Source organism: Lysinibacillus sp. C5.1, from assembly GCF_016350185.1.
Classification (GTDB): domain Bacteria; phylum Bacillota; class Bacilli; order Bacillales_A; family Planococcaceae; genus Lysinibacillus; species Lysinibacillus sphaericus.
Window position 1 is genome coordinate 4,026,132 of record NZ_CP066226.1, and the last position, 20,250, is coordinate 4,046,381.

At 37.2% G+C, this 20,250-nt stretch carries 20 protein-coding genes and 1 riboswitch; of the genes, 7 read left to right on the top strand and 13 right to left on the bottom strand.

What is annotated here, in order from left to right; genetic code table 11:
- Positions 1-27: 27 nt before the first annotated feature.
- Positions 28-804, bottom strand: coding sequence for a flagellar motor protein MotB (motB, locus tag I5435_RS19850; RefSeq protein WP_025220618.1), 777 nt, complete (start codon positions 802-804; stop codon positions 28-30).
- Positions 788-1,591 carry a flagellar motor stator protein MotA gene (gene motA, locus I5435_RS19855; protein ID WP_337982852.1) on the bottom strand — a complete coding sequence of 268 codons (804 nt, stop codon included), beginning with the start codon at positions 1,589-1,591 and terminating at the stop codon, positions 788-790. The genes motB and motA overlap by 17 nt, the downstream gene beginning before the upstream one ends.
- A gap of 199 nt (positions 1,592-1,790) precedes the next feature.
- Between motA and I5435_RS19860 the strand changes: the two genes are divergently transcribed.
- From I5435_RS19860 to I5435_RS19875, 4 genes are all read left to right on the top strand, one after another.
- Complete coding sequence (locus I5435_RS19860; protein ID WP_337982853.1) at positions 1,791-3,026, top strand: aminopeptidase; 1,236 nt, start codon at positions 1,791-1,793, stop codon at positions 3,024-3,026.
- A gap of 142 nt (positions 3,027-3,168) precedes the next feature.
- Complete coding sequence (locus I5435_RS19865; RefSeq protein ID WP_255313775.1) at positions 3,169-3,303, top strand: hypothetical protein; 135 nt, start codon at positions 3,169-3,171, stop codon at positions 3,301-3,303.
- Between the two features lie 185 nt (positions 3,304-3,488).
- Positions 3,489-4,049: a beta-class carbonic anhydrase gene (locus I5435_RS19870; RefSeq protein WP_024364527.1), complete on the top strand. Its 561-nt coding sequence runs from the start codon at positions 3,489-3,491 to the stop codon at positions 4,047-4,049.
- 235 nt (positions 4,050-4,284) lie between these two features.
- Positions 4,285-5,034 (top strand): class I SAM-dependent methyltransferase, encoded by a 750-nt coding sequence (locus I5435_RS19875; protein WP_024364526.1) that lies wholly within the window; start codon positions 4,285-4,287, stop codon positions 5,032-5,034.
- A gap of 302 nt (positions 5,035-5,336) precedes the next feature.
- Here the strand turns inward: I5435_RS19875 and I5435_RS19880 are convergent, their stop codons facing one another.
- Both I5435_RS19880 and I5435_RS19885 read right to left on the bottom strand, forming a co-directional pair.
- Positions 5,337-5,927: a GNAT family N-acetyltransferase gene (locus I5435_RS19880; RefSeq protein WP_051147783.1), complete on the bottom strand. Its 591-nt coding sequence runs from the start codon at positions 5,925-5,927 to the stop codon at positions 5,337-5,339.
- Between the two features lie 113 nt (positions 5,928-6,040).
- A complete protein-coding gene (locus I5435_RS19885; RefSeq protein WP_108031117.1) occupies positions 6,041-6,868 on the bottom strand; it encodes a polyphosphate kinase 2 family protein in 828 nt (275 codons plus the stop codon).
- Between the two features lie 206 nt (positions 6,869-7,074).
- Between I5435_RS19885 and I5435_RS19890 the strand changes: the two genes are divergently transcribed.
- Positions 7,075-7,788: a hypothetical protein gene (locus I5435_RS19890; protein ID WP_024364523.1), complete on the top strand. Its 714-nt coding sequence runs from the start codon at positions 7,075-7,077 to the stop codon at positions 7,786-7,788.
- 27 nt (positions 7,789-7,815) lie between these two features.
- Here the strand turns inward: I5435_RS19890 and map are convergent, their stop codons facing one another.
- Both map and thiT read right to left on the bottom strand, forming a co-directional pair.
- On the bottom strand, positions 7,816-8,571 hold the full coding sequence (gene map / locus I5435_RS19895; protein WP_024364522.1) for a type I methionyl aminopeptidase: 756 nt from the start codon (positions 8,569-8,571) through the stop codon (positions 7,816-7,818).
- Positions 8,572-8,817: 246 nt separating this feature from the next.
- Positions 8,818-9,378, bottom strand: coding sequence for an energy-coupled thiamine transporter ThiT (thiT, locus tag I5435_RS19900; protein ID WP_337982854.1), 561 nt, complete (start codon positions 9,376-9,378; stop codon positions 8,818-8,820).
- Positions 9,379-9,502: 124 nt separating this feature from the next.
- A riboswitch (TPP riboswitch) is annotated at positions 9,503-9,610 on the bottom strand.
- A gap of 126 nt (positions 9,611-9,736) precedes the next feature.
- On the opposite strand from thiT, the gene I5435_RS19905 reads away from it, so the two are divergent.
- Both I5435_RS19905 and I5435_RS19910 read left to right on the top strand, forming a co-directional pair.
- Positions 9,737-10,069 carry a magnetosome magnetite crystal formation protein family gene (locus I5435_RS19905; RefSeq protein ID WP_029747430.1) on the top strand — a complete coding sequence of 111 codons (333 nt, stop codon included), beginning with the start codon at positions 9,737-9,739 and terminating at the stop codon, positions 10,067-10,069.
- A 28-nt stretch (positions 10,070-10,097) separates the two neighbouring features.
- Positions 10,098-10,220 (top strand): hypothetical protein, encoded by a 123-nt coding sequence (locus I5435_RS19910; protein WP_255313776.1) that lies wholly within the window; start codon positions 10,098-10,100, stop codon positions 10,218-10,220.
- A gap of 102 nt (positions 10,221-10,322) precedes the next feature.
- On the opposite strand, the gene I5435_RS19915 is transcribed toward I5435_RS19910, so the two are convergent.
- The 7 genes from I5435_RS19915 to I5435_RS19945 all read right to left on the bottom strand — a co-directional run bounded on the left by I5435_RS19915 (position 10,323) and on the right by I5435_RS19945 (position 20,229).
- Positions 10,323-13,403 carry an AAA family ATPase gene (locus I5435_RS19915; protein WP_337982855.1) on the bottom strand — a complete coding sequence of 1,027 codons (3,081 nt, stop codon included), beginning with the start codon at positions 13,401-13,403 and terminating at the stop codon, positions 10,323-10,325.
- Positions 13,400-14,557, bottom strand: coding sequence for an exonuclease SbcCD subunit D (locus tag I5435_RS19920; protein ID WP_337982856.1), 1,158 nt, complete (start codon positions 14,555-14,557; stop codon positions 13,400-13,402). Before I5435_RS19920 ends, I5435_RS19915 begins: the two co-directional genes overlap by 4 nt.
- 251 nt (positions 14,558-14,808) lie before the next feature.
- A complete protein-coding gene (locus I5435_RS19925; RefSeq protein ID WP_337982857.1) occupies positions 14,809-15,741 on the bottom strand; it encodes an SGNH/GDSL hydrolase family protein in 933 nt (310 codons plus the stop codon).
- 32 nt (positions 15,742-15,773) lie between these two features.
- The gene (locus I5435_RS19930; protein WP_337982858.1) at positions 15,774-17,003 is read right to left on the bottom strand and encodes an aminopeptidase; all 1,230 of its coding nucleotides are present in this window, start codon (positions 17,001-17,003) and stop codon (positions 15,774-15,776) included.
- Between the two features lies 1 nt (position 17,004).
- Positions 17,005-18,153: a DEAD/DEAH box helicase gene (locus I5435_RS19935; protein ID WP_024364515.1), complete on the bottom strand. Its 1,149-nt coding sequence runs from the start codon at positions 18,151-18,153 to the stop codon at positions 17,005-17,007.
- 148 nt (positions 18,154-18,301) lie between these two features.
- Positions 18,302-19,003 (bottom strand): cysteate racemase, encoded by a 702-nt coding sequence (locus I5435_RS19940; RefSeq protein WP_025220626.1) that lies wholly within the window; start codon positions 19,001-19,003, stop codon positions 18,302-18,304.
- The gene (locus I5435_RS19945) at positions 19,000-20,229 is read right to left on the bottom strand and encodes a carboxylate--amine ligase (RefSeq protein WP_337982859.1); all 1,230 of its coding nucleotides are present in this window, start codon (positions 20,227-20,229) and stop codon (positions 19,000-19,002) included. The genes I5435_RS19940 and I5435_RS19945 overlap by 4 nt, the downstream gene beginning before the upstream one ends.
- Positions 20,230-20,250: the final 21 nt, after the last annotated feature.

Sequence of the window (20,250 nt, forward strand, 5' to 3'; positions counted from 1 at the left end):
TCATTTGCTAATAGCTTTTTCTTTTGACTACTGCGTATTTTTCGCAGCAGAGCCATCTTCAGCAACAAGTGGTTGAATTAATACTTCCACACGACGATTTTTCGCGCGCCCTTCAGCCGTATTATTCGGTGCAATGGCTTTATATTCCCCATACCCTTTTGCACTAAAATAAACCGGATCAAGTTTTGAATTACTATCCACTAAAATTTTTAAAAAGTTCACTGCTCGCATTACCGATAATTCCCAGTTCGAAGCAAACTCAGGACCTGTTTGCGGTACGTTATCTGTATGACCAGTAATGACAATACTACGTGCTGGGTCAGACACTAATACGCCTGCAAGTTCACTAGCAATTTTATTATACTCAGGTTTAATAGTAGCTCGTCCTGGATCAAACAAAATGCTATCGCGAATAGTAACAAGTAAACCTTCATCTGTCATTTCCGTTGCGAATTGACCTTCCATCTCATTGACTGCAATAAAATTATCGACACTATCTTTAATTTCAGCTAAATCCTGTTGATCCTTTAAATACGCTGAGTTTTGCTGTGGCTGTTGTGGTGTTTCATCATTCTTTGCATCTGGTGTTTGCATTGGAGATGGTTGTTCTAAAAAGCTCGACCCACCATCAAATATTTGATTAAACACTGCCGACATACGCTCTAATTTTTCTTGGTCAACTGAACTAGATGCAAAAAGTACGATAAATAACGCCAGTAATAACGTTAAAATATCAGCATATGGTACTAACCAAGACTCATCAACATGATCTTCATGCTTTTTTTTCTTAGCTTTCTTTGCCAAGGCCGCCCGCCCCGCTTTCACCCGTAATTTGACGACGCTCTTCCATCGTTAAATAAGAAGATAATTTTTGTTCAATAACACGTGGCGCTTCCCCTTCTAATACAGAAAGAATGCCTTCAATCATTATACGTTTTTGCTTTACTTCAACTGCTGATTTACGTTTTAACTTGTTGGCAAATGGATGCCATAACACGTAACCTGTAAAAATACCTAATAATGTTGCCATAAATGCACCTGATATAGCATGACCTAACTTATCAATATCATTCATATTTCCTAATGCTGCGATTAACCCTACTACCGCACCGAGTACCCCTAATGTCGGGGCATATGTACCTGCTTGTGTAAAAATAGCCGAACCACTTATATGTCGTTCTTCCATCGCTTCTACTTCTTCCGTTAATACATCACGGATATAATCTGCGTTTTGACCATCAATTGCTAATGTAAGACCATTTTTTAAAAATGGATCTTCAATTTCTGAAGCCTTACTTTCTAAGGCTAACAATCCTTCACGACGTGCTAAATCGGCCCATTGTGAAAACATCTTAATAATTTCAATATCATCTGCTAGTTTTGTTTCTTTAAAAAGAATTTTAAATAGCTTTGGTACCCGCTTTAGTTCCTTCATAGGAAAGGCAATTGTTACAGCAGATATTGTACCGAAGATGATAATTAAAATCGCCGCTGGATTGTAAAAGGCACTTAAACTTACTCCCTTTAACACCATCCCTGTTAATAGTGCAACTAGCGCTAAAATTATCCCTACTACTGACGATAAATCCATATTAGAACCTCCAAATCTTCTATACTTACTTATTTTCGTCCTATTTTCCATATTTTAAATAAACATATTATATAGTATAAATGTATTTCACTAATTTTTCGATGAAATAAATGCTTTTTATTCACATTTCGACCATATTTGATTATATTGAATTAAGAATAATACACGAAATTGTCTTTTATCGAAAGGAGTTAAGAATTTGTTATTATCATTTGACACAAAATTACTAAGATATGCCGAATTAGCCGTGAAAATAGGAGTAAATATCCAGAAAAATCAATTCCTTTATGTGAGTTGTTCGACCGATAACTTAAAATTAGCTGAAATAATTACTAAAATTGCTTATGAAAATGGTGCAAAACAGGTTTTTGTTGATTTATCAGATGATCGACTTGTGCGCACACGTTATGAAAAAGCTCCAAAAGACTCATTTGATTTTTATCCTCCATGGAAAATTCAAGAGCGTGAATGGCTTGCAGAACAAGGTGCTGCCTTTTTAAGCATCGTTTCACAAAGCCCAGACCTTTTAAAGGATATCGATCATGAAAAAATTATGACTTTCCAAAAAGCCTCAGGTCAAGCACTCGCTAACTACTATACTATGATGCGAGCAGATAAATTTAGCTGGACAGTTATTGCTGCTCCTTCTAAACAATGGGCAGCCAAAGTATTCCCTCAACTACCAGAAGAACAGCAAGTAGAAGCATTATGGGAAGCAATCTTTGCTGCTACACGCACAGATCAAGATGAACCGGTTAATGCTTGGAAAACTCACAACGAACAGTTACATAACAAAGCCGACTATCTAAATAAGAAACAATTCAAGTTCTTGCGCTATCAAGCTCCCGGAACAGATTTAACGATTGAGTTACCAAAGAAGCATATTTGGACAGGTGGCAGTAGTGTCAATATATATGGCAATGCATTTATGGCAAATATGCCAACAGAAGAAGTTTTTACAGCCCCACTCAAAACAGGTGTCAATGGCTTTGTCTCAAGTACAAAACCTTTAAGCTATAGTGGAAATATTATCGATCAGTTTACATTAACATTTAAAGATGGTCGTATTGTCGATATACAAGCACAGCAAGGACAAGATATATTAGCATCCCTTGTTGCAACAGACGAAGGTGCACAGTATCTTGGGGAAATAGCACTTGTTCCCCACCAATCGCCTATCTCACAATCCGGATTATTATTTTACAATACATTATTCGATGAAAATGCCTCTAATCATTTAGCTATAGGCAATGCCTATTCCTTTTGTATTGAAGGTGGTAAAGAAATGTCAGCAAAAGAATTGCTGTCTCACGGTCTAAATCAAAGTTTAACGCATGTTGACTTTATGATTGGCTGTGCTAATATGGATATTGACGGCATTGCTGCTGATGGTCAAATCGAACCAATTTTCCGCAATGGCAACTGGGCCTTTTAAGTAAATAGTCAGTCCTATTACTATTATTCTAGGCTAGGTATCTTATGGATGTCATAAATTATCCTTACATTTTCCTAGCAACCTATTGTATAATTAGAGTAGTTCATATAGTAGATTATTTAAGTAGAGAGGAGCTTTTATAATGTTCATTACAACTGTACTTGGCTTTTCAGCCGTACTATTAATTTCTATGGGATTCTTTATCCACTATCTACAAGTTGGTTTAGATAGCAAATCTTCTGTAACTGTAGATCCACAACCAAAAGAAAAATATTAATCATATAAAAACAGCTACTTTATGTAGCTGTTTTTTTTTCGTTTATAAATATGTCATAGTAGATTCGCTAAATAATTTACCAAACTTCTTTTTTTTTCATAAAAATTGCGCGAATATTGTCATTATTATTTGCATATTTACATTTTTGCTCTAAAATATTTCATTAGGGAAGGGAGCAGACTTTCATGACAATGTTAAAAGATATTTTACAGTTTAATGAAGATTTCGTTCAAGAAAAAAAATATGAGCCTTTTATTACAACGAAGTACCCAGATAAGCGCATCGTTGTCTTATCTTGTATGGACACTCGCCTTGTAGAGCTATTACCTAAAGCGATGAACTTAAGAAACGGCGATGTAAAAATTGTAAAAAGTGCTGGTGCTTTAGTAAGTCACCCATTCGGTGCAGTAATGCGTAGTTTACTCGTTGCGGTTTATGGACTGCAAGCTGATGAGGTGTATGTAGTTGGGCATTATGACTGTGGTATGAGCGCAGTTGATCCAGATGCAATGCTTAACCAAATGGTAGACCGAGGTATTAAAGAAGAAACCATTAAGATGATGGAGTACTCTGGTATTGATTTAAAAGATTTCTTACGCGGTTTCGGTGATGTCGCGACTAGCGTGAAGAAAAGTGTCGATACAATTCGTAATCACCCGTTAATGGTTGATAGTGTGCCTGTTCACGGTTTAGTTATTGATCCAAATACTGGTCGCCTTGATTTAATTGACGACGGTAGTAAATAAAACCTTAACGCCAAAGGCATCGTTTTTGGCAGAAAAGCTTTCTATATAATTAAAAATGTGTCTATCGTATCGAATAATCGAATGATAGACACATTTTTTAATGCTTTCGCAAATTATATCGCTGTAAATAATGTAGTAGACATTCCTTTTATTGAACATATCTTGCGTTTCACACAATAATTAGGTAAATTTATGTAATAATACTATAAAAAGTAAACAACAATTGGAGGACAATATGTATACTTATCATTCGATTTCAGCAGAAGTTTATAACCTAGATAAACCAATCGGCACATCATTCGGTGATGTCGAATATTATAGCGACAGACTTCAGCATGTCAAAGGAAAAATATTAGAACCAGCTGTTGGAACAGGACGTATTTTAATTCCTTTACTTGAACAAGGTTTTGCTATTGAAGGCTTTGATTTATCCGAGGAAATGTTAGACTACTGTCGAGGCAATCTAAAAAAGGCACAGAAAGAAGCAACTATTTATCAAGCAAATATGGAGACATTCCAATCAGATCAACTTTATGAAGCAATCATTATCCCTACTGGAACATTTTTATTAATTACTGATGATGAAAAAGCTATGACTAGTCTATCTAATTTTTATCATCATTTAGAACCAAATGGAAGATTGATAGTCGATATATTTTTGCAACCAGATTTTCATGAAGGTAGCTCTCAATATCGAACGTTTACAAATAAGCAAGATGAATTGATTACATTGCAAATAACACAATCTGCAATCAATTATATTGAACAAACGACAACTACCCACCATCGTTATGATAAATGGAAAGAAGGCAAATGTATCGAAAGCGAATTTGAAATTTTTACCTTAAAATGGTATGGAATTCAAGAATTTAAAAGGCTTTTAATGCAAATTGGCTTTAAAGATATCGTTATTTCATCGGATTATTGTTATAAGCAATATCCTACAGACCGAAATCAAACCATCACCTTTGAAGCTGTTAAATGATTTTGCTAGTTTAGGTTCTAAAAAATGAAAATGTAGCAAAGGTGTTAGTACAATTAACGAAACCTTAGCTATTCATTCTTTAATTAGAAGTGAGCATTAATTGTTGGTAGCATAGGCGGTGACTCCTGCTCAGAACGCACACAGCGTAAGACGCGGGCATTCTGCGCGCAAGCAGAGGGTTGTGGGTTACTGTGCTGAGCGGAAAGCACAGCCGAAGCGGACAACAATGGCGCAGCAAAAAAGTGTTAGATTGATAGCAGTCATCTAACACTTTTTGCACTTTATTATAACTCGTTGTGTATTCATGATGATGGCTCTAGGCGAGCATACATATAATGATCTACCCATTGTCCATTGATATACAATAATTTTCTTAATAAGCCTTCTCGTTGAAATCCTGATTTCTCCAACACCCGAATCGAAGCGTTATTTTCAGTCGATACATACGCCTCCACACGATGTAGCCCTATTTGTTCAAAGGCAAATTGTACAACCAATTCTACTGCTTCTGTTACAATTCCTTTTCCTATATAGATTTCATCCATCGCATAACCAACAAAGGCACTTGAATACGGTAAACGTTTGATAGCATACAACGCGATGTGACCTATTAAATTATTTGTACCTTGCTCATATATGCCGAAAGTAAATTCTCTCTTTGAGCTCATTAAATATAAACTTTCTTGAATTTTTTTATACTGTGCATCAACTGTATAGTATTCAGGTCGCTGTAACGGTTCATATGTAGACCAAAAATATTTGTTTCGACTTACAAGACCCGTTAAACTTTGTGCATCTTTTTCTTGGAATGTGCGAACGTAGCATTTCTCCCCCTGAATCGAGACCACATTTCCACCCTTTTTCCTTAATAAATTCCAAATTTTTAGCACCATTTCTCTCCACTAGCCTTCCGATAATTGTCAGTACATGTTCATTGTATGTAAAAAAAGATGCTGCTACAACCAAAACAGCTCCTGTCTTGTTATCACAGCATCAATCATATTATTTATTTATTTTTCACTTGTTCTTTTGATTGGATTTCTAACAGTTCCATACTAGATGATTCTGCATCCTCTAATTGGGACTTGTCTAAAACATTTGTTAAATGTAAACCTCGCTTTTGCGCCTCGCGTTCAATATGTGCAAGCGTTTCTTGTAGCACTTGTACACGTGCATGTTTTTTATCGTTTCCTGCTACCAAAACCCATGGCGCATTTTTCTTGTCTGTTTTTTCAAACATATCATTCGCTGCTGCGATATATTCTGGTGTTTTTTCGCGATTTCTCCAGTCCTCATCTGTTAACTTCCATGATTTATATGGATCTTGCGCACGCTCATTAAAGCGCTTCAATTGCTCCTCATCTGACACATGTAACCAGAATTTTATAACAATGTAGTCTCCAGCCGTTAAAATCTTCTCAAAGTTGTTAATCTCCTCATACGCGCGAGACCATTCTTCCTTATTTGCAAATCCTTCGATACGCTCTACTAGCACTCGTCCATACCAAGAGCGGTCGAAAATGGCAATCTGACCATGCTGAGGTAATTTTCTCCAAAAACGTTGCAAGTAGTTATAGCGTAATTCGTGAGGCTGTGGTGCTGAAATTGGATGAACAACGTAACCCCTAGGGTCTACCCGTTCAATAAGACGTTTAATGGCGCCTCCCTTACCAGCAGCATCCATTCCTTCAAATACTAGAATAAGTCCGATTTTATTATTTAGTAAAAATTGCTGTGCATTTAACATTTCATATTGGAGTACTTTTAATTTCTTTTTATACATTTTTTTATCTAGTTCAATCGATAGGTCAAGATTTTTTAGATTTTGGGCCATTAAAATTCCACTCCTTCAAATTGGATATTTCTATTGTACTAAAGAAGTATTTGGATGCATATCCAAATGGTAAATTGTAGATAATTTCAACAAATTCACTTGATACATTGTAAGGATTTTCCGCTATAATAAAATAGATATTCTGTGACAGTCCTATACTTATTTGTCTTTTCCCTATACAATTTAACACGAAGGGAGAGGAAACCTTGCCTAAGTTTATTTTAATGACAATAACGTATATTGTCTCACTCATCCTAACCTTTTCATCCTATTTTATAAAAATAAATGGTCAATCTTCGTTAGAAATCTCAAATCGTTTTCCCGTAATGTTTGCACCTATTAATATTAGTTATATGATATGGATAGTCATTTACATTTTGCTCGCTTATTGGTTAGTTATGAATTTTAAAAAGACAACTATAAAACAGACTGTTCTCTTTAGCAATGTATGTATTTTACAAGCGATTTCTATTTTATTTTGGCATTATGAATTATTCATAGTATTTTTCATCTGTACAGTAATGTTAGTACTATACTTATTTTTCCTTTACAATACGTACTCACATTCCAATAATGCATTATCTGGCCGCCTACCGATTTCACTTTACTTTGCTTGGTCTACATTTTTATTGATGACAAATACGAGTTTTACGTTAACTTCTTATGAATGGAATGGCTTTGGTCTTAGCAATCCACTTTGGGCAGTTATTTTACTGACAATTGGTGTCGTGATTGCCTTACATATACGTTATCATCATTTTGATATTGTCTATCCTAGCGTTTTCATTTGGGCATTCGTTGGCATTGCATTTCATAATCATCTTGACGAGTTGCTTGTGACGACAGCAGCCTTATTTTTATGTGGGGTACTTGTTGTTGGTATTCTATTCGTCAAAAAAAAACCTGCTTACCAAAAATAAATCGGTAAGCAGGTTTTTTATTTCGTCTTATTGCTCATCTAATGAAGTTAAAATGATTGGTTTGTCTTTTGTTACAATAATCGAATGCTCAATTTGGGCAACTAAAGATTTATCAGGCGTGATAAATGTCCAGCCATCACCAGCTTCAACGATATGCTCTGCTTTTGCTGAAATAAATGGCTCTACAGCTAACACCATGCCTTCTTTCATAATTGTTGAATCCCACGCATCGTAATAGTTTAAAATGTGGTTTGGTTCATCATGCAATGAACGACCTAATCCATGACCCGTTAAGTTCATAATAACTGTTAAGTCATTGGCATAAGCCTCACGCTCTACCGCTTTCCCAATTTGGTTTAATTTCGAACCAGCTTTTACTTTTGTCATTGCACGATCAAAAGCGCTTTTTGCTACGCGGCAAAGTTTTTCTTTATCCTCATAACCTTCCCCTACTACAAAAGAAATACCTGTATCTGCAAAGTAACCATTTAAAGAGCCAGATACATCAATATTAACAATATCTCCCTCTTTAATAATACGTTGTCCTGGAATACCATGGGCAACTTCTTCATTGACACTAATACAAGTGTAACCTGGGAAATCATACTCTCCCTTAGGACCTGAAATAGCTCCTGCTTCAGCAAACATGCGTCCTGCAATTTCATCTAATTCAAGTGTTGTCACACCAGGCTTTGTAGCTGCTTTCATCGCCTCACGAATTTCCGCACAAATGCGACCAATTTTTTTAAAGGCTTCAATTTCTTCTTGGGTTTTTACAATCATTTTTAACGTCCCTTTCATCTAATATCTACTCTTTAATATAACATAACTTTTTATGTGCATAACGCCAAAAGCTTTAATTATTCTATGCCAATAGAATTTCATAAGTGCTACTCATAGAAAAAACAGACGATTTTAAAAGTCTTTAGACATTAAAACAGCCTTTCTCTACAGTTCATTTAAACTGATTGTTCTCGATATAAAAAAAATAGTATACTAAGTGATTCTTAGCATACTATTTCCATTCATTTATAATTTTCGTTGCATTAATTGTGGCGCTGCTGTAAATAATAGAACACCGACAATCGCTGTTAAAATAGTTGCTGGTAGCATATATGTTCCATTATAAATAATTGAATAAATCCATGCATTTTGATCGCCCGCATACTCCGCAAAGAATACTGCACCTGCAATCGTGTGTGCAAGATAGCGTAAAAAACCAGCTAACACTGTTCCCATCACTATGTACAGAGCCATTTTCTTTTTGTTGAGTGCTGTTGCGGCTTTTAATACAGGTTCACGAACGATTGCCGCTAAACCTACTACAGTAAAGGCTGCCCCATAATCTAGTAATCCTTGAAGCCAATGCACAATATAAGCACCAAACATTGTTTGTAACACACCAATTAATAGACCTGTTGTGAGCCCTGACAAAAGCCCCCAACGAAATGCCATTAAAATAATTGGTATCATGACTAAGCTTACCGAGCCACCTTGTGCCCATACTTTAAAAGAAACTTGATCGAGCACAAGCCCTACCGCTGCAAAAATTGCAATCTCCACCAGCATGAGTAATCTTTTTTTGTCCATACTATTATTCTCTCCTTTGTTCCGATGTAGGATACAAGAGCAGGAATAGAAAACAATTATTTGGATGTGCACCTCAATCCGGCATAAAAAACGATGCCAGGACAGAGCCTCACATCGTAAAAGTGTCGGTTTCTATCCACATCCCTACGCAAGTGTTAACTTACAGGTTCAAAGAGTAAAGGCATTACGTGCCCAGTCTCAGCTGACATCATCAGCTCCCCTTGTGGTCGTTACATCTCATTTTTATTGAACACCCTCATTGTACGCAAACACCTTTGGTATTACAACCTTTTCCTCAATTATTTTTTTGAAACTTTTACGCTTTCTATGCGTAAATATTAAAAAGGGAGGAACAATTATGGAGAATCAAAAAGTTTTATCTGCGTTTAGTTATCTCAGTGTTTTTATTGCACCATTTGTCGTTCCATTAGTCGTTTACTTTGTTTCAAAAGATAGTGAAGTCAAAAGACATTCCATTCGAGCACTTATTTCTCACTTGATTCCATTAGTCTTGGGTATCATTTTCTTTGCTATCTCTATATTTTCATCAATGTCATTGAACACGTTTGATCCTTCTTCAAATGGGAATACATTCATTATCATTTGGTTTGCTTCATTTGCAATTTATTTACTCGTATCATTAGGTATTGTTATTTGGAATATTGTGCAAGCTGTACGAGTTATACGTTAAAATTTAGTACTAAGGAGATGTCGTATTCATGAAAGTATCAAAAGTAGTGAAAACCGCTATAAAATTTGCACCTATTGTCATTCCTATTGTCAAAAAAGTAGTTGCTGCAAAAAAAGGGACAACACCTTACGTATCAACACGCAGAAAATAGGTGCACTGACTTCTTTTAATTGTTTGAGTGACTGGCACACAAAACCCACTTACACCACACAGTGCAAGTGGGTTTTATTTAGAATTGTTTGGGTGACTGGCACTACTTTACTTCAAAGTGTGTTGTACTATGCCCACTTAACGTTTTTTCAACATGTAAAACGGCTGGCATTGCGGCTTTTAACTCGGCTACATGTGAAATAACACCAATCATTCTTCCTGAATCTTGTAAATCAATTAACGTATCAATTGCTTTATTTAACGCTTCCTCATCTAAAGAACCAAAGCCCTCGTCGATAAACATCGTTTCAATCTGAATATTTCCTTGGAAGCTTTGAATAACATCTGCCATACCTAATGCAAGACTTAATGATGCATTAAACTTCTCCCCACCAGATAATGTTTTTACATCTCTTAATTGGTCCGTATAAGCATCATACACATCTAACCCTAACCCACTTTGCTTGGCATGCTTCTCCAAGCGATCAGAGCGCCGCAATTCAAACTGTCCATTTGATAAATGGAATAAACGAAGATTGGCTGCTGCTGTAATCTTATCTAAATAATTGATTTGAATATAACGCTCAAATGACAGTTTTTTAGGATTTTGACCATTCAACACGGTGTAAAGTTCTTTTACACGGCCTGCTTCTTTTTCGAGTATCCGTATTTCCCTCGCCGTTTCATCAACTTTAACAATAAAGTCAGCACATGCTGTTGCATAATTTTTCGTCTGTTGCAATATTTTAAATGCTTCTTCAGATGTAGCTCGCAGCATCTCAAGCTTGTCTTCTAATATCGTTAAATTTTGCTTCTCTTTTCCTTCAAGATGTTGTGCTCCATCTAAGATTTGTTGCTGTAAAGAGTGCTGTTGTAAAGCGTAATCCCGGCACGCTTTACGTAATTCCTCGATTTGTACAACACTTCGCTTTGCCGCCGCATATGCTTCATATGTTGTAAAACCTACATTGTTCATGCTTGTGACAAATTGTTCTCGTTTTTCATTCAGTTTGTTTTGCAATTCCTCATAGGCTTTTTTTGCCAGTTCTTCTGCTATAGCTGCTTTATGTGACGCTTCTTTTGTTGCTTGTAGATTATGCTGGCTCGCGTTCCATGCTGCTTGTAATGCATTCTTTTGCGATTTTATATCTTCCATTGTTTGCTTTAATTGTTGCAATGACTTTACATGTTCAGGAATGTACTTTTGTTGTTCTTCTACAATTGCTTGCTGTTTAATTAATTCTTTCGACTGCTCGGCAAAATAGTGCTCTAACTGGACTTGTTTGTGTTGTAATTGTTCATTTCTTGCCAGTTGCTCTTTTAGCTTAGTCCGTGCGATAGATAGTTGATCGTTAACGATTTTTAAAACAGTAACTTGTTGCTCAATGAATTGTAATGAAGTTGTAAGATCTACTCGATCAGCTAGTGATATATGGCTAGCTTCTACCTGTTCAGCCACCTCTTGAAGCAATTGCTTTGTTGTTTTGACTGTTGCTTCTTTTTCGTAATAATTTCTCTCATTTGCATGAGCTGTCGCGCGGATTGTTTCCAGCTCCACTTCATCCACGACTGCTAGTGGCTCACTATGTGTTAATTGGTGTGTTGTACTGCCACAAACTGGACAAGCATCGCCATCTTTTAACTTGGCTGCTAAAATACTTGCCTGACTGGTAATCCATTGTTGTTCCTTAGTCTGTTGCGCTTTATTACTTTCTTGATAGAGCTGTTGCGCCCTTTGAAACGCTTGCTCAGCTAGCTCACTCGCTTGCTCATATTTTTCCAATTGAGCTAATAATGTGACTTGTTCTTTAAGCTTAGGAAGTTGTTCTAAATAACCCGCATAGGGCTCCATTTGTTTTTCATATTGCTCAATGGTTGTTGTTAACTCTTGAAGTTGGGTTTGCTCTTTTTCTAAAATGTTTAGATTATCTGCTACTGCACGTTTAGCATTATCAACAAGTTGTTGCGTTATTTCTAGTTGTTGCTGATTATGCTCAAATGCCTCAAACTTTGGTAACAGCGCTAATAGCTGCATTTCTTGTTGCAATATTTGCTGACGCGCTGGTTCTTTCGCTTCTTCCTCTGAAAATAATTGCTGGGCTATTGCTAGTTGTGCTAAAGCGTTTTGATGATTTATTGTCGCTTGCTGATAAAGTTGTTCCTTATGATTTTGCTCTGTCCGTAATTCTACACACTGTTGTTCAAAAGTAAGAAGACGCTCCGCTTGTTCAGCTAATTGTATTTCCTGTTCCTTCGCTGTATATAAATGTTGTTGTTGTAACAGCATTTGCAAACGGGCTTGTCGTTGCTCCTGTTGTTCGAACTGCTCGTTCAGCGCTTTCGCCATACTGTAATATTCTTGTTCCTTTTGATGATGCGCATAGGCTTCTTCATAGCGGAGCTGTTCCGTTTGGATACTAGCATTATAAAAGAATTGCTCTTCTTCAAGGGCATTTTTTAGTTGATGCATATTATCCGTATTATTGCTTATACAAGTAAATAGTGTTGATGACCGTTGTGGTAATGCACCTGCAATTTGTCCAAGTAAATGTTCTTTCAATTGCTGGGCACGCTCGACATCCTTTTCGGCTTCTTTTCTTTTGATATCTAGTTTTTTGGTCATTGCATTAAAACGATCTGTTTTAAAAATTTTACGTAAAATAACTTCTTTATTGGAGGAATCAGAAGTTAATAATTTGCGAAATTCCCCCTGGGGCAACATCACAATTTGACTAAACTGATCTTTTGTTAGCCCTATAATTTCAAGCAGTTTTTTATCTACTTCATTTGTTTGCTGCTTCTCCACTATACTAAAGTCAAATTTACCATCCTTTATTTCTGCTAATTCAACTTTTCTTCCAGTGACACTTTTATTTTTTGCTTTAATATGACCTGGTTGGCGTAAAATGTGATACACTTTACCGCGCATTTCAAATACCAATTCTACTGCGGTGTAAACATCATCCGCAGCAAAGCCACTCCGAAGCATAGCTGTATCCTGACGATCTTCACCACTTCCTGCACCATACAACGCATAACAAATCGCATCAAAAATCGTCGTTTTCCCAGCGCCTGTTTTGCCTGAAATAGCAAATAAACGGTACTCTCCAAGCTGTTGGAAATCAATCACTTCTGTATGTTTATATGGACCGAAAGCAGTAATCGTTAACTTGAGTGGTTTCATCGCACTGCCTCCCGTTCCTCATCTAATAATTCTTGTAGCATCTCTAAAAACAAACGCTCGGTTTCTGGATCAGGTTGATCGCCCAAAACATCTGCATAAAATCCACGAAACAAATCAATATCCTCTACTTTTTCCGTTTCAACAGCTTGTATTTCTTGGGCTACTTGTATTCGTGATGCTTTACGTTCAATATGCATTGCATGTGGAAAAACAGTACGGATTCGCTCCATCGGTGAGGCTACAGGTGTCGTGTCTGTTAATCGTACAAAGACATAATCATCACATGGTGGTAGTTGTAATAAATCATCCATAAAGCCTTCCACCACTCGTAGATCACGTCTTGGCACAAGCTTACGTTTGTTAACCTCTACATGTCCATTAGCATCTAGCTCTACAATTAAAAAGCCTTTCTCATGCAAATGTTCCGACAACGAATATTTCAACGGTGAACCTGCATAACGGATTGTGTTATTCAGTACAAAGTGAGCTTTATGCAAATGGCCGAGTGCCGTATAGTTGAAATGTTCAAATAAGGCAGCGTCCACGCAATCTGACCCACCGATGGATAGCGGTCGTTCCGAATCACTTGTATTATCTTCTTCAAAGCCATATTTCGTCACAAAAGCATGTCCAATAAAAATATGCCGCTTTGTTGTATCCATCGTTTGCTTAATATGGGCGATGATTTTTTGCATTGCATCTTGATGTGACTGAATCGTATCATCTTCTAAAATCGTGCGTACGGAGGCTGGTTCTGCATATGGCACTAGGTGGAAATGCACCTCACCGAATTCATCTGTTAGTACGATTGGTGAATGTTCTTTTGTGAATTGCCCTACGATATGTAACCCACTATCTCTCATAAGACGACTACCAAAATTTAATCGTCCTGCACTGTCATGATTTCCGGCAACTGCTAACACCGGAATTTTCTTTTCAAGTACAATTTCTGCGAAAACATCGTTTAATAAGTTAACGGCCTCTACAGGTGGCATTGAACGATCATATAAATCGCCTGCTACAATAATTGCATCAGGTTGTTCTTCTTCAATCGCTTGCAAAAATTGCTGTAAAATATAACGCTGATCCTCGGTCATATAGATACCTTGTACAAGTTTTCCTAAATGCCAATCGGCTGTATGGAATATTTTCATTGTCTATGCACCTCCTGTTTTGTTTTGCTTTTCTTTTATTTTATCATGCATGCAACTATATTCCTTTTTGGGTGACTGGCACTCGTTAAATTCAGAATTGTTTCGGTGCCAGACACCCGTTAAATTCAGAATTGTTTGGGTGACTGGCACTCAAACAGTGGCACTAAAAAAGTATGCTAAGTTGTTTAAATTGCTCCTAATAGGTGGCAATTTATGTACTTAGCATACTTTTGTTCTTGGTGTTTTTCCACTTAAATTCGTTGTGGCTGTATGGATTGATTGGCTTTGACCTTTTCTATAAAAGTAGCATAGCCAATAAAACCTTGGATGCTTCTGACGGTTGCGACTTTCTCTTGTTGTTCCACTACAGGTTTTTCGTTGGACTCTGCTTGTTTCTCCATTATTTCCTGAAATGTCATGGGGTTCGGCTTAGGCAACTCTGTAGTAGAAATAGCTAAGCCATCACTACCTCTATACGATTTTAAAAAGGCATTTGCCATTTGACGATATCCTTCAAAATTAGGGTGGACATCTGCTATATTTGGCAAGTAGTGAGTAGCTTGCAAGCCAAAAGCATCGTAGACATTAACATAAGTCATCCCTGCCTGCTCAGCTTGTTGTTCTAAAATCGTATTTAACTTTAAGAGTTGTGCATTCGTTCCCTCTTTTTGTGTTGCATGTACAGTGGGATAGGCAAAATAATAGCCCATGACATAGACTTTTGCATTGGGTGCACGTAATTTCAACTCAGCTAATAAATCCGCCATATTTTTTCGCGCACTATTTAACGCAAAATCTACTTGAAGCTGTGAAAATGTTAACGTACCAGCTGATGGGTTAACCTGCACAAGACGTAGTAAATCATTGGCACCTGCGGAAATAGTAATTAGCGTTGCATTGGCTAGTAGCGCGCTTGCTTCTTCAGACTTAACACGCTCTAAAACATCTGCCGTTGTGAAACCAGGAAAAGCGAGCTGCTTTGTATAGTGATTCAATTGCCCAATCATTCCTAATCGCATCGCAACCAAATCGCTATAACCTGCATCAATTTCCTGATACGGTGTTTGACCAGCCGCTAAGGAATCTCCAAGTGCTACATAATTTTCACCACGTGCAAAGACAGATGAAACACCAAGTGTTAACGAAAGTACAGTTATACTTACTAGGCTTACTAGTCGTTTCATCTGCTCACCTCACAATAAATGTCGTTAATCTATTAAAAAGCCCAGCTACCTTTACGGAAAATTGGCTCCACAGTGCCATCTGGTAAAATACCGTCAATATCCATGTCGCCGCTACCAATCATAAAGTCCTCATGTGTTACTGAAATATTGGCACCTAATGCTTCAAGTTGACCATTTTCTAAATCTCTTCCACCTTCTAAACAAGTTGGATACGCTTCACCAATCGCTAAATGGTTGGATGCATTTTCATCAAATAATGTATTAAAATATAAGATCTCTGAAGCTGAAATTGGGGATTCATGTGGGACAAGTGCAACTTCTCCTAAATAACAAGATCCTTCATCGACAGCGATTAACTCTTGCAATAAATCATGCCCAACTTGCGCTTGTGCATCAATAATTTTTCCTTCTTCAAAGGTAAGCTTAAAGCCATCAATAATATTGCCTTGGTATACTAATGGCTTGGTATTGCTTACATACCCCTCGACACCTTGTTTCATTGGTAAGGTATACACTTCTTCCGTCGGCATATTAGCGATAAATACAGTACCTTCAGGTGTTCTGCTCCCACCCGTTAACCACTTATGCTGTGGTGCTAAAGCAATCGTTAAATCTGTGCCTGGTGCAGTATAATGTAGTTTTGCATATTTTTTATTATTTAATAATGCAGCTCGTGATTCTAAGTTTGCAACATGTGTACGCCAGTTTTCAACCGCATTGCCTTCACCAATATGCACCGTTTTAAAGATTGCTTCCCATAGCGCTGGTACTTGTTTTTCCACGTCTAAACTCGGGAATACTTTTCCTGCCCATTTGGCTGAAGGTACAGCTACAATCGACCAAGCGATTAAATCCTTCATCACGGCATTGCGATAGTTTTTCAATGCAGCACCTGATACTTTTTGGTGTGTGGCTAATCGCTCAGCTGAAATACCCGTTAATTTGTCTGGATCTGCAGCATCAATCCATAATAATGCCCCTTTGCGTTCGATTAACTCATCACGCATTTTAACAACCCATTCGGGGAAACGATTAAATTCTTCATCAGACGCATGCTCGAAATAAGCGCGATCCATTTCATCATCTGAAAAATTCACATGAACACGACCAGCTCCAGCCTTGTATGCCTCTTTCACTACTAAACGCGCAAAGTCTAGTGCTTCCACCGAAGTATTAACTAATAAGTATTGCCCAGGTTGAATATTAACACCAACCTTCACCGCAAGTTCGGCATATGCTTGTAATTTTTCTTCAAATGTCATATTATTTCCCTCGCTTTTGTCCAATTGTTTTTGAATTACCTTCTACTAGCTTGCCATCGTGCCATATTTTTTGCACAGGTTTGCCAGGAACTTCACGCGTCCACTTTTTATATGTTTTTTCATCGTTGTATGATAACAACGTAAGGACTTCACCATCTGCTCCTGCTCGACCAGTACGGCCTGAACGATGCAAATACTGTTCAATTGTACGTGGTACATCGACATGAATAACATGTGTTAAACCGGCAATATCTAAACCACGTGCAGCTATATCAGTGGCGATTAAAATACGCGCTTCTCCTTTACGAAATGCATCTAATGCTTTTTTACGCTCTTCTTTTTTCATGTCAGAATGTAAAGTAACAATTGGCGCTGAACGATATTGTAACTTCGTTTCTTTCATTAATAATTGATCGATATTATTGACGAAAGCAAGCGCACGTAACCCTTCTGTATGCGCCATTCTACGTAATAAGTCCGTTTTATCACGTTCTTCTACTTTCACAAATGAATGGACAACTTTGCCAACCTTCACCATATCTTCAGGTTTAATTTTGAAACGTAAAGGTTCAAACATCATGCGGCTAGCGACTAATTCAATTTCCTCCGTAATTGTCGCAGAAACCACAACTACTTGGCGCCCGTAAGCCGCACCTTCGATAAATGATTTTACGACAACGCGATACTCGCGGCTCAATAGCTGATCACATTCATCTAAAATAACTGTTTCAATTTCTTTTAACTTTAATTTCCCTGAACGCACTAATTCGTTTAGGCGACCTGGTGTACCAACTACGATTGTCGGTTTCTTCTTTAACTTCTCGATTTGTCTTGCAGAGTTTGCTCCACCAATTAGTTGTTGTACTGTAATATCAGTACCTGCAATCCATTCACGGATAACCTCGACAATTTGCATTGCTAATTCTTGAGACGGCGCAACAATCAGTCCTTGTGTTTGCTTTTTCGCCCCATTTACTTTATTTAGTAATGGCAACACATAGGCCAATGTCTTACCTGATCCTGTCGGTGATTCTGCTACAATATCTTTGCCTTCAAGCATTGCTGGAATCATTTCTTCTTGAATTTTCATCGCTTCTTCAAAGTTCCATTTTGCTTGCAATTCTTCTTTTAATAAATTAATTACTGACATGTTAATTCCCACCTTATTATCCTGCTTGACACTAGTTTAACACACTAATTGTGTACAAGCATTTTCCTGCTAAATAGATTGTTCGCGTTATTTTTATGTAACACCTGTATGGAAAAGGCTCACCCTTTTTCAACAGGTGAGCCACATGTTAATCCACTAATTCATAACCACATGCTACAATAGCACATTCCGCTAAAACGATTAATGAATCTATATATTTATCACATAATTTTAAATCTCGGTTGACGATAGATAACTCTGTACATCCTAGCACGATACGATCACAATTTAAAGCCAACATTGCCTCTTCGATAGGCAGCCAATCTTCTTTTGTTACATCTTTGCCAGCTTTCACATAATCGTAAATGATTGACATCACTTTTTCTTTCATAGGATTATCTGGTATAACTGGTGTAATACCATATTCCTCTAAAGCGCTTTGATACATACCTGAAGTTAACGTACCGGTTGTCGCTAAAATACCAACGCGCTTTGCCCCTAAATCATGCGCCCGTTTCGCCGTTTCACGAATCATATGCAACACAGGAACTGGAGAGCCTTGCGCTAATTCATCATAAAAGGTATGCGCCGTATTACACGGAATCGCAATTAAATTCGCTCCAACAGAAGCTAGTTTTTTTGCATCCTCAACTAATACTGGAACAGGGTTTTCCTTTGTATTATCCAAAATAAAGGCCGTTCGATCTGGAATATTTGTATCATTGTCAATAATAGTATGGACATGCTCCTGATCTTTTGTTGCCTTTGTACGTCTTACAATCATTTCGCCAATAAACATTGTTGCAAGTGGACCAACGCCACCAATTATACCTAGAGTTTGTTTTTTCATGAGTTAGACAGACCTTTGTTGTTAAAATATTTCTTATATTTGCGATAAAAGCTTAAGTTTTCAAGCGTTACATTTAACCAACGTTTCGCATTCATATCTTTATAATTAAAAATAGAATCCGTTGCTAAACCTTGGCGAATTAAACTCTTTGCTTCCATCACAAGCTTTTCATTTAATACGTATTTAAATAATACACCATTTGGCACAATCGTCCAGAGGTGCTTGTTCTGCACATATGTAAGCTGTTGTTTACTCCCTCGAATAAAATCATCCGCTACATACTGCATTAAATTATAGCCGCTTGCTGTCACATAATAATTCGATAGTTCATTATGTAATTCTATACTTAACAATTTGTACAACCCATCTCGTTCATCAAATTTCATATCGAATGTAGCAAAGCCTTGAAATTTTAGCGCCTCTAGAAATGTTTTCACACACTCCATTAGTTCTTTGTCGTAAGTGGTCATAATGGCGACATAACGCCCAATACCATCCGGTGAATGCTCTTCTAAAATGGGGTTCCCTACAGATAGTAGCTTGACTTTGTGATCTTGTCCAACATAAGCATTCACAACACGCATATTAGCATCTTCGCCTGGAATATATTGCTGAACCATTAAGTCATCGCGATATGCTGACTCCTTATAGATTGCTTGGAAAATAGCATCTTTTTCTTCTTCATTTTGTGCAATATATACCTTTTTCTTACCAGGGAAAATACAACTTGCGTATTTCGTCATATTCATTGGCTTAATGACAACTGGATAGTCAAGTGTCTTCAATTCCTCGTAATCATTTACCGTACATACATGCATATCAGGATAATGGAAACCATACTGTTCGCACAACTGATACATGCTTTCTCGTGTTAATAATTGATTGGCAAGCGGTGCATCGACATAGGGAATTACATAATCATCACATAGCTCCTCTTTATGCTGCACGATTTTCTTTACGTAAAACTCATCACAGGCTAAAAGCAATAACTTCTTTTCGGAAAATTCTTCTGCAATGGCTTGTAAAGCAACAACAAAGCGCTCTTCAATATGTAATCTTGGTACTTCACGAAAAGTTAATAAATCACTTTGGTGAATTTTTTCCATATTCGTATGATTTAATGCAAGTGGTTTAACGCCATAGGACTCGTAAAATGCTCGTGCCATGCCGTAAGCATTCATTTCATCGCCTAATAAAACTGGTAAAAAAGTGTGCTCAATGGCCATGCTACTCAACTCACTTTAGCT

Coding starts and splice junctions, on each gene's coding strand:
- motA (WP_337982852.1), bottom strand. CDS start 1,591: ATGGATTTATCGTCAGTAGTAGGGATAATTTTAGCGCTAGTTGCACTA.
- I5435_RS19865 (WP_255313775.1), top strand. CDS start 3,169: ATGTTCATTACAACTGTACTTGGCTTTTCAGCCGTACTATTAATTTCT.
- I5435_RS19870 (WP_024364527.1), top strand. CDS start 3,489: ATGACAATGTTAAAAGATATTTTACAGTTTAATGAAGATTTCGTTCAA.
- I5435_RS19875 (WP_024364526.1), top strand. CDS start 4,285: ATGTATACTTATCATTCGATTTCAGCAGAAGTTTATAACCTAGATAAA.
- I5435_RS19880 (WP_051147783.1), bottom strand. CDS start 5,927: ATGGTGCTAAAAATTTGGAATTTATTAAGGAAAAAGGGTGGAAATGTG.
- I5435_RS19885 (WP_108031117.1), bottom strand. CDS start 6,868: ATGGCCCAAAATCTAAAAAATCTTGACCTATCGATTGAACTAGATAAA.
- map (WP_024364522.1), bottom strand. CDS start 8,571: ATGATTGTAAAAACCCAAGAAGAAATTGAAGCCTTTAAAAAAATTGGT.
- thiT (WP_337982854.1), bottom strand. CDS start 9,378: ATGGACAAAAAAAGATTACTCATGCTGGTGGAGATTGCAATTTTTGCA.
- I5435_RS19905 (WP_029747430.1), top strand. CDS start 9,737: ATGGAGAATCAAAAAGTTTTATCTGCGTTTAGTTATCTCAGTGTTTTT.
- I5435_RS19910 (WP_255313776.1), top strand. CDS start 10,098: ATGAAAGTATCAAAAGTAGTGAAAACCGCTATAAAATTTGCACCTATT.
- I5435_RS19915 (WP_337982855.1), bottom strand. CDS start 13,403: ATGAAACCACTCAAGTTAACGATTACTGCTTTCGGTCCATATAAACAT.
- I5435_RS19920 (WP_337982856.1), bottom strand. CDS start 14,557: ATGAAAATATTCCATACAGCCGATTGGCATTTAGGAAAACTTGTACAA.
- I5435_RS19925 (WP_337982857.1), bottom strand. CDS start 15,741: ATGAAACGACTAGTAAGCCTAGTAAGTATAACTGTACTTTCGTTAACA.
- I5435_RS19930 (WP_337982858.1), bottom strand. CDS start 17,003: ATGACATTTGAAGAAAAATTACAAGCATATGCCGAACTTGCGGTGAAG.
- I5435_RS19935 (WP_024364515.1), bottom strand. CDS start 18,153: ATGTCAGTAATTAATTTATTAAAAGAAGAATTGCAAGCAAAATGGAAC.
- I5435_RS19940 (WP_025220626.1), bottom strand. CDS start 19,003: ATGAAAAAACAAACTCTAGGTATAATTGGTGGCGTTGGTCCACTTGCA.
- I5435_RS19945 (WP_337982859.1), bottom strand. CDS start 20,229: ATGGCCATTGAGCACACTTTTTTACCAGTTTTATTAGGCGATGAAATG.